The sequence below is a fragment of the Streptomyces krungchingensis genome (assembly GCF_054729265.1).
Genome location: NZ_JBPUKY010000001.1, coordinates 5,404,870 through 5,417,687 on the forward strand (window position 1 = coordinate 5,404,870; position 12,818 = coordinate 5,417,687).

Below are 12,818 nucleotides of genomic sequence, written 5' to 3' on the forward strand. Positions count from 1 at the left end.
CGCCCCGGCGGCAGCGGCCGCCCGTATGGGCCTTGCCGATGGTGGGCTGCGGGTCGGCACCCACCGTGGGCCTTGCCGGTGGTGGGCTGCGGGCCGGCACCCACCGGTGGCAGAGGCCGCGCGCAGGGGCCGTGCCGGTGGTGACCTGTGGGCCGATCCGCCCCGGCGGCGGAGGACGGCCGGCATGAGCCCGCGGTGGGCTGCGGGCCGGTCCGCCCCCGTGACAGAGGGATCCGGCGTGGGCCGTGCCGGTGACGGGTCGTCGAATTGGGCCAACAAGAGGTGTGCTGATTGGAGCTGCCCGGGGAGCCAATACGTCCGTAGCGTCAGTGACATGACGAACCAGGCAGCCGCGGCGCACGCCACGAAGCACCGTCTCCTCCCGCCCGCGGGCCCGCAGCGCGTGCTCGCCCTCGCCCAGCTGGCCAACTCCGTGGGCGACGGCGCCTATTACGTGACCTCCGCCCTCTACTTCACGCACGTCGTCGGTCTCGCGCCCGAGCACGTGGGACTGGGGCTGACCGTCGCCTGGGCCGTCGGTTCACTGGTGGGCGTGCCGCTCGGCCGGCTCGCCGACCGGCGCGGGCCGCGCGGCACGGCGGCGCTGCTGGCCCTCGCGACGGCGACGGCGGTGGCGTCCTTCCTGGTCGTCCGCGGCTTCGTCCCCTTCGTCCTCGCGGCGTGCGCGTACGCGTCCGCGCAGTCGGGGCTCGCGGCGTCCCGGCAGGCGCTGCTCGCGGGACTGGTGCCGGCCGGGCGGCGCACCGGACTGCTCGCACACCTCCAGTCGACGCTGAACGCCGGTCTGGCGGTGGGCGCGGGCCTCGGCGGGCTCGCGCTGCACGCCGGGACGCGGGCCGCCTACTCCGGGGTGTTCGCTCTGGACGCGACGACCTTCCTGCTGTGCGCCGGGCTGCTGCTGCGCCTGCCTACGGTGCAGCCGGTGACCGTGCGGCGCGGTCACGGGCTCGGTGTCCTGCGCGACCGCCCCTACGTGCTGGTCACGTTCCTCAACACCGTGCTGCTGCTGCGGATGCCGCTGCTCAGCCTCGGTGTCCCGCTGTGGATCACCGAGCGCACCGAGGCGCCCGCCTGGCTGGTCTCCGCGCTGTTCGTGCTCAACACGGGCGCGGTGATGGTCTTCCAGGTGCGGATGGCGCGGGGCGTCACGGGCCTCACGGCCGCCACGCGCGCGATCCGCCGGTCCGGACTGGTGATGCTGGCGTCCTGCGCGGTGTTCGCCCTGTCGTCCGGGGCCTCCCCGTGGGTCGCGGCCGGGATCCTCGTGGCGGGCGCGCTCCTTCAGGTCGTCGCCGAGATGCAGCAGTCGGCGGGCTCCTGGCAACTGGCCTTCGACCTCGCCCCGGCCGACCGCATGGGTGAGTACCAGGGCTTCTTCGGCACCGGTGTCACGGTGGCCCGCACGATGGGTCCGCTCGTCCTGACGGCCCTGCTGGTGGGCTGGGGAACGCCCGGATGGCTGCTGCTCGGCGGACTGATCGCCGGGGCGTCGTACGCGATGGGACCCGCGGCACGCTCCCGCCGCCCGCGGCAACCGGCGTCGGACGCATGCCCCGATCCGGCCGCGGGCGGGCGCGGCGTCCCGGTCACGACCTGACGGTCACGGGCGTCACGACCTGACGGTCACGGGCGTCACGACCTGACGGTCACGGGCAGCGAGTCCACGAACAGGGCACCCGCGAGGAGCGCTCCACTGCCTCGCGGGCTCCACGCGCGCGCGTGCAGGTCGGCGTCGAAGGCGGCCAGGGCCGCACGGCCCGCCTCCGTGGACGTGCCGCCGGCGTCCAGCACCGCGCGGGCGCCCGCCTGGACGTGCCGCAGGCCGTGGGGTCCGGCGGTGTGCAGCAGCTCCGTGTCCTGGAGCGTGCACATGACGGTGAGGAGGGCGTCGAGCCGGGCGCGGGGTTCCGGCGCACCGGCCGAACGGGTGGCGGACAGCGCGTCCAACGCCCGGCGGACGTGCGGGAATCCGGCGCGTGCCTCGCCCCGTGCGCCGGCCGCCCCGTACGTCGCGGAGACGGTCGACCCCCGGGAGGGCCGCCGCGGTGCCCGCCGGTCGGCGTGCGCCGCGATCCGCTTGGCCACCGCCGTGACCTCCGTCCCGGTGGCGCCGGGTTCCAGGGCGGCTGCCGCGACGAGCAGCCCGAGCGCCCACAGGGCGCCCCGGTGCCCGCCGCCGGCCAGGGCCACCGAGTGTTCCGTGGACCGGCCGATCGCGCCCAGTTCCGCGCGGAGTCCGGGGGTGGCACGGCCGGTACGGCGTGCGGCGGCCGCCATGGCCGCGAGGCCGGGCGCCAGCGCCTTGGCCGACCAGCGCAGGGAGCGGTGGTCCTGCCGGGTGGCTCGGGCGCGCAGATCGCGCGGGTCGGGCAGTCCGGGCTTGGGTGCCAGCTCCAGCTGTCGCGTCAGCGCCGCCACCGCGGCCTCGGCGAGCGTCTCGTCCTGGCGGCTTCCCCTCATGCCGGGAATCTAGGAACGCCGGCCGTCAGGGACCTGGGGGAGAGCTGTGACCGCGCTGTGGACTCCGGGATTTCCCGGGCGGGACATGCCCGCTTCGGGAGGCTCGGGCCGGGGGATGCGTCACGAGCCGGGGCGGGGCACGCGCCGCTCCGCCGCGCCCGGCGCTACGCCGGCAGCAAAGAGGGGTCCTTCTTCCACTTGAGGATCTTGTCGAAGCTGACGACGGCGCCTGCCCTGCCGGGGCTGCTGTCGATCTCGACATGGTCCGCGAGTTCATGGATCAGGCACAGCCCCCGCCCGTGCTCGCTGTCACCGCGCGCCGGACGGATCGGAGGACGAACACGGCCGCCGGGGAAACCCGGGCCCGAGTCGGCGACTTCGATGCGGCACCGCTCGCCGTCGAGATAGGCGGTCACCCGGTAGGCCTCGGAGGAAGGGCCGTTCGCGGTGCCGCCGCCGTGCTCGACGGCATTGGCACAGGCCTCGGTGAGGGCGACGGAGAGGTCGTACGAGATGTCCGGGTCGACTCCCGCGCTCTCCATCGTGCCGAGCAGCAGGCGTCTGGCGAGCGGAACACTCGCAGCTTCGCGCCGCAGATGGAGTGACCACCAGATGCTCATGCTCCAGCCTCCCGGCCGCGGCTCGACATACCGTTACGTATTGCCGCAAGCACGCGCACGCAATCGCCTGCACGAGGTGATACCGCCCATACGGCGGACGCGCGGGTGCCGAGGATCGGTGTATGTGCGTCCAAGAACCCGCACACGGTGACCCACCGGTCGAACACCACCTGGCGGACCTGCCGTACCGAACGGGCCGGGCCAGTGGGATGATGAGCCCGCCATGACTGCCCCCCACAAGCGCTCGGCACGCTCCGGACTCGACCTCCGGATGCTCAGGGCCGCGGTGTTCGCCGCGGTCTGCGTCGCGCTGGCCGCGGCCGGTCATGGTCTCGCCTCCTGTGCCTCGGTCCCCCTGTGGACGCTCGGGGCCGGCTTCCTCGCGGTCTTCGCGGTCGCCGCCGCACTGGCGGGACGCGAGCGGTCACTCCCGGGCATCGCCGCGGTCCTCGCGGCCGGACAGACCGCGCTGCACACGCTGTTCGGACTCGGTCAGCACGCCGGCGCGACGTCCACGGACGCCATGTCGGGCATGCCGATGTCCGACGCCTCGCTCGTCGAGCGGGCCGCGCGCCTCGTGTGCGGCACGGCCGCGGCGGCGATCAGTCCGGCACAGGCCCAGCGGATCCTCGCCGAGGCGCGGATCGACACGGGCACGACGACCGGCATGAGCCCGTCCATGCACCACCCGGCGGACGCCATGGCGGCCACGGCCGGCTCATCGATGTCGGTCCTGCCCTCCCTGCCGATGCTGCTCGGCCACGTCCTCGCGGCCGTCGCCGCGGGATGGGTGCTGCGCCGCGGGGACTTGGCGCTGCTGCGTCTCATGCGGCTGTCCGCCCACGGGGTCGCGGAGACGGCGCTCGTACGGTCCCTGCGCTCCGCGTTCGCGCTCGTACGCGCCCTGCGCGCGGGTCTTCCGGGAGCGCCCGAAGCGGTCCGCGCACCGCGCACCGCGCTGCTCGCGCCCCTGAAGCCGCAGGCGAGCGCACTCCAGCACACCGTCGTCCGGCGCGGACCACCGTCCTCCACCGCACTCGTCCTCGCCGCCTGACACGACGCGTCACTCCGCCAAGGGGCCACGCCGTCGTGCGGCACGCGCGCGCGTGCCCGTCGCGCACGCGCACCCCCTTGCCAACGGACTGAAAGTGGAGTGTCCCCTGCTATGAAGCCTTCCCGTATCGCCGCCGCCGCTGCCGTCGCCGCCTCGGCCGTCCTCACCCTGTCGGTGCCCGCCTTCGCGCACGTCAGCGTCCAGCCCGAGGGCACGGCCGCCAAGGGCGACTACGCGGTCGTGAACTTCAAGGTCCCCAACGAGCGCGACGACGCCTCGACCACCAAGCTCGAGGTCAACTTCCCGACCGACCACCCGCTCGCCTCGGTCATGCCGCAGAAGCTGGACGGCTGGGACGTGAAGGTCACCAAGTCCAAGCTGGACAAGCCGCTGACCGTGCACGGCCAGAAGATCGACGAGGCCGTCACCAAGGTCACCTGGACCGCCACCGGCAAGGGCGTCGAGCCGGGCTTCTTCCAGAAGTTCCCGCTCTCCATCGGCGCGCTGCCCGAGGACACCGACGAACTGGTCTTCAAGGCCGTCCAGACGTACTCCAACAAGGAGGTCGTGCGCTGGATCGAGCCGCAGCAGGAAGGCCAGGAGGAGCCCGAGAACCCGGCTCCGGTGCTCGCGCTCTCCGCCGCGTCCGAGGGCGGCCACCACGGCTCCGCCGACGCCGAGGACGCCTCCGACGCGTCACACTCGTCCGACGCGAAGGCGGAGTCCGAGAAGACCACCGAGGCGTCGTCCGACAGCAGCGACACCACCGCGCGCGTGCTCGGCATCGTCGGCATCGTCGTCGGCGTGGCGGGCGTGGCGTACGGCGTGATGGCCGGCCGCCGCCGCACCGCCGCCTGAGACGGCGCGCGGTACCGAGGCTCATCCCTTCGGTGCGCATCGGGACGTCGTACGACCTGGGCTTTCGGGCCCGGTACGACCCCCCGGTGCGCGCCGGAGCGCACACATCTGGGACATTTTTCTATGCGCAAGAAGACGTATGCCGTGGCCGCCCTGTTCGCCGCCGCCACCCTGACCCTCTCCGCCTGCGGCAGCGGCGACGACGGCAACAAGCCCGTCGCCGACGTGTCCGCCGAGACCGGCTCCGCCAAGGCGGCGACGATCCTCGACAAGCCGTTCGAGAAGCCGGACCTCGTGCTCACCGACACGCACGGCAAGAAGTACGACCTGCGCGCGCAGACCAAGGGCCGGCCGACGCTCGTGTACTTCGGCTACACGCACTGCCCCGACGTCTGCCCGCTGACGATGAACAACCTGGCCGTCGCCAAGAAGCAGCTGCCCAAGGCCGAACAGGACAAGCTCCGCGTCGTGTTCGTCACCACCGACCCGGGCCGCGACACCCCCACCGCCCTCGGTACGTGGCTCAAGGGCATCGACTCCGACTTCGTCGGCCTCACCGGCGACTTCGCCACAATCCAGGCCGGCGCGCGCACCCTGGGCATCTCCATCGAGCCGACGTCGAAGGACAAGAACGGCAAGCTCGTCTCCGTGCACGGCACCCAGGTCATCGCGTTCTCGCCGAAGACCGACGGCGGCTATGTGCTGTACGGCGAGGACGCCACCGTCGACGACTACACCAAGGACCTGCCCGAGCTCATCAAGGGGGAGAACCCGTGAGCCGTCCCGGCCGGGCCTCGCGTCCGCTCGCCGCGTGCGCGGTCCTCGTGGCCACCGCGGCCACGCTCGCGGGCTGCGGCTCGGGCGACGGCGGCTCCTCGGCGGGCAGGCCCGAGCTGAAGGTCACCGGCGCGTACATGCCCGCCCCGAGCATGGCCACCATGGCGGCCGGCTTCTTCACCGTCAGCAACACCGGCGGCGCCGACACCCTGACCTCGGTCACCAGCAGCCTCTCGGACGACGTCACACTGCACTCCACCCAGGGCGGGGCGATGGAGGAGGAGAAGTCGTTCGCCGTGCCCGCCAAGGGCACGCTGAACTTCGCGAGCGGCGGCAACCACCTCATGTTCGAGAAGCTCACCCGCAAGCCGGAGCAGGGCGAGAAGGTGGCCGTGGAACTGCACTTCGCCAAATCCGGCACAGTGAAGATATCCATGCCGGTGAAGTCCGCGACGTACACACCGAAGACCGGGCACTGAGGGAGCGACCACCTTGACGCAGACCATCGCCCCCCGTTTCCGGACCCTCCTGCTGCTGTTCCTCGCCGTCACCGGCGCGCTCCTGGCCGGGGCCGCGCCCGCCTCCGCGCACGCCGCGCTGACCGGGAGCGACCCGAAGCAGGGGTCGGTGGTCGACCAGGCGCCCACCCAGGTGTCGCTCACCTTCTCCGAGAAGGTCGCCCTCTCGGACGATTCGCTCCGCGTGCTCGACCCCAAGGGCAAGCGGGTCGACACCGGCCGGGCCACGAACCTGAGCGGCACCACGTACGGCGTGAAGCTGCACTCGGGGCTGCCCGACGGCACCTTCACCGTCACCTACCAGGTGGTGTCCGAGGACAGTCACCCCGTCTCCGGCGCCTTCACCTTCTCCGTCGGCGCGCCCTCGCAGACCTCCGTCGCCCTGTCCGACCAGGGCGCGGGCGGCGGAACCGTCGGCGTGCTCTACGGCATCGCGCGCTACGTCTCCTACGCGGGCTTCGTCCTCCTGGTCGGCGGAGCCGCCTTCGTGCTGGCCTGCTGGCAGCGCGGTGCCGGTGTCCGGCCGGTCCAGCGGCTCGTCGTCACCGGCTGGCTCGCCCTCACCGGCGCCACGCTCGCGCTGCTGCTCCTGCGCGGTTCGTACGTCGGCTCCGGCAGGATCGGCGACATCTTCGACCTGAGCCTGCTGGGTCAGGTGCTCCAGACCAAGTCGGGCGCGGCCCTGGTGTCCCGGCTGCTGCTGCTCGCCGCCGCGGCGCTGTTCATCGCGGTGCTCTTCGGGGCGTACGTCAAGCGGGACGAACCCGAGGCCGGGGCGTCCGGCGCGGCCGACGGGACCGACGGATCCAGTGAGGGCGACGACGAGGCCACCGTGGCGGCCGCCCGGGCCGCCGAGGCCGCGGACAGAGCCGCCGAGAAGAAGGACCTCACCTTCGGCCTCGCGATCGGCGGCACCGTCGTCGCGGCGGGCCTGGCCGCGACCTGGGCGATGGCCGAGCACGCCTCGACCGGCCTCCAGCCGGGCATCGCGATGCCCGTCGACGTACTGCACCTGCTGGCCGTCGCCGCATGGCTCGGCGGGCTTTCGGCCCTGCTGACGGCGCTGTTCCGGGCTCCGGCCGAGGACGCGATCGACACGGCCGCCGTGCGGCGCTTCTCCCGCCTCGCGTTCGGCGCCGTCGTCACCCTGGTCGCCACCGGGATCTATCAGTCGTGGCGCCAGCTCGGTTCCTGGTCCGCGTTCACCGGCACCAGGTACGGACAACTGCTGCTCGTCAAGATCGCACTGGTGGCGGTCCTCGTCGGCATCGCCTGGATCTCACGCCGCTGGACCGGCCGGCTGTCCGAGGCGCCGGCCTCGGAGGAACGAGGCTCGGCGGCCGAGGACGTGGCCGAACAGCGCGAGGAGACGCGGGAGACGGTCCCGGCGGACTCCCGGCGGGCCGCGCAGCTCGCCCGGCAGCGGGCGGCCGTCGCCACCGCGCGCGACAAGCGCCTCCGTGACGCCGACCCGCACCGCTCGGGTCTGCGCCGCTCGGTGCTCGCGGAGGCGGGTGTCGCCGTCGTCCTGCTCGCGGTCACGACCGTGCTGACCTCCACCGAGCCCGGGCGTACGGAGGAGGCGGCCCAGCAGGCCACCGCTTCCGCGTCCCAGCGCTCGGGCCCGCTGTCCCTGAAGATCCCGTTCGACACCGGCGGCGAGGACGGCAAGGGCACCGTGGAGCTCACCCTCGACCCGGCCCGCGTCGGCGGCAACGAGATGCACGTCTTCGTGCAGCGGCCCAACGGCAAGGCCTTCGACGTCCCCGAGGTGAAGGTCGCCTTCACCCTCGCGGCGAAGGACATCGGCCCGCTGCCCGTGACCCCCGACCGCATCGCCACCGGACACTGGTCGGCGAGCGGAGTACAGATCCCCATGGCGGGCGACTGGAAGATCGCGGTGACCGTGCGCACCTCCGACATCGACCAGGCGACCGTGAACAAGAACGCGCAGATCGGCTGAACCCCACCATGCCCGACCAGTCCACTCCCGACGCCGTCTCCTCCCCCGAGGCTGCCGCCAAGGGCGGCGTCTCGCGGCGCCGGCTGCTCGGCACCGCCGGCGCCACCGGTCTCGCCCTGGGCGCGGCCGGGGGCGCCGCCGGATACGCGGCCGCTCCGAGCGCCGAGAAGGCCGCGTCGACAGCGCCGCTGACCTCGGTCGGCTCGGACGCGGTGATGTTTCACGGGAAACATCAGCCGGGCATCACGACCGCCCTCCAGGCACGCGGCCACCTCGTCGCCTTCGACCTGGCGGCGGGCGCGGGCCGCAAGGAGGCCGCCGCGCTGCTCCGCCGCTGGTCGGCGACCGCCCAGCGGCTGATGGCGGGCGAGCCTGCCGCCCAGGACGACACGGATGTCGCACGCGACGCCGGCCCTTCCTCCCTGACGGTCACCTTCGGCTTCGGCCACAGCTTCTTCGCGCGTACGGGCCTGGAGAAGCAGCGCCCCGTGGCGCTCGACCCGCTGCCCGACTTCTCCTCCGACCACCTCGACAAGGCGCGCAGCAACGGCGACCTGTGGGTGCAGATCGGAGCGAACGACGCCCTGGTCGCCTTTCACGCCCTGCGCGCCGTCCAGAAGGACGCGGGCAGCGCGGCCCGGGTGCGCTGGCAGATGAACGGCTTCAACCGCTCGCCCGGCGCGACCGGCCGGCCCATGACGGCTCGCAACCTGATGGGGCAGGTCGACGGCACCCGCAACCCGAAGCCGTCCGAGTCCGACTTCGATCGCCGCGTCTTCGTGCCCGACGCGGGCGAGCCGGCCTGGATGGCGAACGGCTCCTATGCCGTCGTCCGCCGTATCCGCATGCTCCTCGACGACTGGGAGAAGCTCTCGCCCGGCGCCCAGGAGGACGTCATCGGACGGAAGAAGGCCACCGGCGCCCCGCTCAGCGGCGGCACCGAGACCACGCCGATGGACCTGGACAAGACCGACGCCGACGGCAATCTCGTCGTCCCGATCAACGCGCACGCCAGGATCACCCGGCCCGACCAGAACGGCGGTGCCGCGATGCTGCGCCGCCCGTTCTCCTTCCACGACGGCATCGACACGGACGGGGTGCCCGACGCGGGCCTGCTCTTCGTCTGCTGGCAGGCCGATCCGCTGCGCGGCTTCGTGCCCGTCCAACGCAAGCTCGACCGCGGTGACGCGCTCTCCACCTTCGTCCGCCACGAGTCGAGCGGCTTGTTCGCGGTGCCCGGCGGGGCGGCGACGGGCGAGTACGTGGGGCAGCGCCTGCTGGAGGGCTGACCGCCCGGCCGTCCCCGGATCGCCCATAGGGGTTCCGGATCGCCGTCAGAGGTCCCGGATCACCTCTGGGGGTGGCTGCGCCCCTGGGGGTGGCTGATCACCCCTGGGGGTCCCGTTTCCACACGCGTCGTCCTGGTTGTTCAAGGCCCATTAGGGTGAGGTCATGCCAGCCAGCTACGCGTATCTCGGTCCCGAAGGCACCTTCACCGAAGTCGCCCTGCGCACGCTCCCGGAGGCTGCCACCCGGGAACTGGTCCCTGTGGTGTCGGTTCCCGCCGCGCTGGACGCCGTCCGCAACGGCGAGGCCGAGGCCGCCTTCGTCCCCATCGAGAACTCGGTGGAGGGCGGCATCACCACGACCCTCGACGAGCTGGTCGCGGGCGCCCCGCTGATGATCTACCGCGAGGTGCTGCTGTCGATCACCTTCGCACTGCTGGTCAGGCCCGGCACGAAGCTGTCGGAGATCAAGACGGTCACCGCGCACCCCGCCGCACAGCCGCAGGTGCGCAACTGGCTCAGGACGCACCTGCCCGACGTCCTGTGGGAGTCCGCCGCGTCGAACGCCGACGGCGCGCGCCTGGTCCAGGAGGGCAGGTACGACGCGGCCTTCGCGGGCGAGTTCGCGGCGGCCACGTACGGCCTGGAGCCGCTGGAGACCGGCATCCACGACGCGGAGAACGCGCAGACACGCTTCGTGCTGGTGGGCAGGCCGGCCCGGCCCTCGGCACCGACCGGCGCGGACAAGACGTCCGTGGTCATCTGGCAGCGCGACGACCACCCCGGCGCCCTGCTGGAGCTCCTCCAGGAGTTCGCGGTGCGCGGCGTCAACCTGATGCTGCTGCAGTCCCGGCCGACCGGTGAGGGCATCGGCAACTACTGCTTCGCCATCGACGCCGAAGGCCACATCTCCGACCGGCGGGTGGGCGAGGCACTGATGGGGCTCAAGCGGGTCTGCCCGCAGGTGCGCTTCCTCGGTTCGTACCCCCGGGCGGAAGTCGACCCCAAGGACGTACGCGCACCCCGGGCCGGCACGTCGGACAGCGAATTCTCCGCCGCTTCCGACTGGCTGGCGCGCTGCCAGGACGGCCGCTTCTGAAAGGCGCCGTTCCGCGGGCGGCCACTGGGAGCGCGGGTTCGGGCCAGGGCGGCCAAAGGCCGTGGGCCGATGCCGGGAATCGAATGGACGAATCGTTCCCGAACACGCCGTAAACAGTCCGTGCGGCTCATTTCCACCGGTTCGGTGCGCGAGAGCCGATCGCTCCTGGCCGTCGGCGCGCCCCCGGCGGCCCGCCCGCTCCCGACGTCATCCCTGTCCACCGGCCCGTGCGCCCTTGATCACTCGTCCTACCTGCAGATTTTCGTCATCCACAGACGTTATCCACAGGCACGGTTCTCGACCTGGGGACAAGTCGACAACGAAATACTGCATCGTCGACAAATCGGCCTACAGGCCCCAACTTCTTCCACAGTCCCGCACGTCACCCTTCGTCCACCCTTTTCCATTGATCAACTCTATGGAGCGAATCATTTACACCCGAAAGTGCGTGTACGCAGGGTTTGAACCGGGAATTCCTCAACCCGTGCCCACCCCTCGGAATGATCATTTCCGAAGTCCACAGATCTTCCGCACAGCCTGTGGATAACTCTGGCGGGCTGTGGATTCCTGTGGACAACCAGGCACCAAGTCCCTGCCACCACAAGGAAATCCGGTCAACCGACGAGCCGCCACCTGCCCCCTTTCAGGGAGTACGACCCTTTTCCTTGACGCCGACTCATGATCAAAAGATTCAGTCCGGCATTCCCCTCATAACGCCACAGAACCGGCGGACCGGAATATCGAGTCGTTGGCCGGAACCGCGCACCGGTAGCCTTGAGGGGTGATTGACCTTCGCCTGCTCCGTGAGGACCCCGACCGTGTTCGCGCCTCCCAGCGCGCCCGTGGAGAGGACGTCGCCCTCGTCGACTCCCTCCTCTCCGCCGACGAGCGGCGCAGGTCGTCCGGCGTCCGCTTCGACGAGCTGCGTTCCGAGCAGAAGGCGCTCGGCAAGCTGATCCCCAAGGCCTCCCCCGACGAGCGCGCCGAGCTGCTGAAGAAGGCCGAGCAGCTCAAGGCCGACGTCAAGGCGGCCGACGTCGAGCAGCACGAGGCCGACGAGGAGGCCAAGCGGCTCCTCCTTCAGCTGGGCAACCTGGTGCACCCCGACGTCCCGGTCGGCGGCGAGGAGGACTTCGTCGTCCTGGAGACGCACGGCACCATCCGCGACTTCGGCGCCGAGGGCTTCGAGCCCAAGGACCACCTGGAGCTCGGCGAGGCGCTGGGCGCCATCGACGTCGAGCGCGGCGCCAAGGTGTCCGGCTCGCGCTTCTACTACCTGACCGGCGTCGGCGCGCTCCTGGAACTCGCCCTCGTCAACGCGGCGATCGCGCAGGCCACCGAGGCCGGCTTCACCCCGATGCTGACGCCCGCGCTGGTCCGCCCGCGCGCCATGGAGGGCACCGGCTTCCTCGGCCAGGCCGCGGAGAATGTGTACCACCTGGAGAAGGACGACTACTACCTGGTCGGCACCTCCGAGGTCCCGCTCGCGGCGTACCACATGGACGAGATCCTCGACGCCGACAAGCTGCCGCTGCGCTACGCCGGCTTCTCGCCGTGCTTCCGCCGCGAGGCCGGCACCTACGGCAAGGACACCCGCGGCATCTTCCGCGTGCACCAGTTCGACAAGGTCGAGATGTTCTCGTACGTCGACCCGGAGGACGCGGAGAACGAGCACAAGCGCCTCCTGGACTGGGAGAAGCAGTGGCTGACCGGTCTTGAGCTGCCGTTCCAGGTCATCGACGTGGCGTCGGGCGACCTGGGCGCGTCCGCGTCCCGCAAGTACGACTGCGAGGCGTGGATCCCCACGCAGGGCAAGTACCGCGAGCTGACCTCGGCGTCGAACTGCGACGGCTTCCAGGCCCGCCGCCTGTCCGTCCGCATGCGCGACGGCAAGAAGGTCCAGCCGCTCGCCACGCTCAACGGCACGCTGTGCGCCGTCCCCCGCACCATCGTCGCGATCCTGGAGAACCACCAGCTCGCCGACGGCTCCGTCCGGGTGCCGGAGGTGCTGCGCCCGTACCTGGGCGGCCGTGAGGTCCTGGAGCCGATCTCCAAGTGACCGGCACATCTGGAGCGACCGGTTCGACCGCGCCGCACGGCTCGACCGCGCCGCGGGCGTCGCACGAGCCGGACGGACCGAGCGGGTCGTTCCCGTACAAGCT

General features: G+C 71.9%; 11 protein-coding genes. 9 read left to right on the top strand and 2 right to left on the bottom strand.

Going from position 1 to position 12,818, the window contains the following annotated elements; all coding sequences use genetic code 11:
* Positions 1-334: 334 nt before the first annotated feature.
* Positions 335-1,618, top strand: a complete 1,284-nt coding sequence (locus ACSYGO_RS23785) for an MFS transporter (protein WP_460387556.1) — start codon at positions 335-337, stop codon at positions 1,616-1,618.
* Positions 1,619-1,653: 35 nt separating this feature from the next.
* Here ACSYGO_RS23785 and ACSYGO_RS23790 read toward each other — a convergent pair whose 3' ends face one another.
* Together ACSYGO_RS23790 and ACSYGO_RS23795 are read right to left on the bottom strand one after the other, a co-directional pair.
* Positions 1,654-2,481, bottom strand: coding sequence for a triphosphoribosyl-dephospho-CoA synthase (locus tag ACSYGO_RS23790; protein ID WP_432175513.1), 828 nt, complete (start codon positions 2,479-2,481; stop codon positions 1,654-1,656).
* 164 nt (positions 2,482-2,645) lie between these two features.
* A complete protein-coding gene (locus ACSYGO_RS23795; RefSeq protein ID WP_426677128.1) occupies positions 2,646-3,101 on the bottom strand; it encodes an ATP-binding protein in 456 nt (151 codons plus the stop codon).
* Between the two features lie 223 nt (positions 3,102-3,324).
* Between ACSYGO_RS23795 and ACSYGO_RS23800 the strand changes: the two genes are divergently transcribed.
* The 8 genes from ACSYGO_RS23800 (at position 3,325) to serS (ending at position 12,715) form a co-directional block, all read left to right on the top strand.
* Positions 3,325-4,155, top strand: a complete 831-nt coding sequence (locus tag ACSYGO_RS23800) for a hypothetical protein (RefSeq protein WP_426677127.1) — start codon at positions 3,325-3,327, stop codon at positions 4,153-4,155.
* A 111-nt stretch (positions 4,156-4,266) separates the two neighbouring features.
* Positions 4,267-5,013 (top strand): YcnI family copper-binding membrane protein, encoded by a 747-nt coding sequence (locus tag ACSYGO_RS23805; protein WP_432175514.1) that lies wholly within the window; start codon positions 4,267-4,269, stop codon positions 5,011-5,013.
* Between the two features lie 123 nt (positions 5,014-5,136).
* Complete coding sequence (locus tag ACSYGO_RS23810; RefSeq protein ID WP_435225273.1) at positions 5,137-5,790, top strand: SCO family protein; 654 nt, start codon at positions 5,137-5,139, stop codon at positions 5,788-5,790.
* Complete coding sequence (locus ACSYGO_RS23815; protein ID WP_426677124.1) at positions 5,787-6,269, top strand: copper chaperone PCu(A)C; 483 nt, start codon at positions 5,787-5,789, stop codon at positions 6,267-6,269. The genes ACSYGO_RS23810 and ACSYGO_RS23815 overlap by 4 nt, the downstream gene beginning before the upstream one ends.
* Before the next feature lie 13 nt (positions 6,270-6,282).
* Positions 6,283-8,271, top strand: a complete 1,989-nt coding sequence (locus tag ACSYGO_RS23820; protein WP_460387559.1) for a copper resistance CopC/CopD family protein — start codon at positions 6,283-6,285, stop codon at positions 8,269-8,271.
* A gap of 8 nt (positions 8,272-8,279) precedes the next feature.
* A complete protein-coding gene (gene efeB / locus ACSYGO_RS23825) occupies positions 8,280-9,560 on the top strand; it encodes an iron uptake transporter deferrochelatase/peroxidase subunit (protein WP_460387560.1) in 1,281 nt (426 codons plus the stop codon).
* A 163-nt stretch (positions 9,561-9,723) separates the two neighbouring features.
* Entirely contained in the window at positions 9,724-10,656 is a 933-nt protein-coding gene (gene pheA / locus ACSYGO_RS23830) for a prephenate dehydratase (RefSeq protein WP_426677121.1), read from the top strand.
* A gap of 781 nt (positions 10,657-11,437) precedes the next feature.
* Positions 11,438-12,715, top strand: coding sequence for a serine--tRNA ligase (gene serS / locus ACSYGO_RS23835; RefSeq protein WP_426677120.1), 1,278 nt, complete (start codon positions 11,438-11,440; stop codon positions 12,713-12,715).
* Positions 12,716-12,818: the final 103 nt, after the last annotated feature.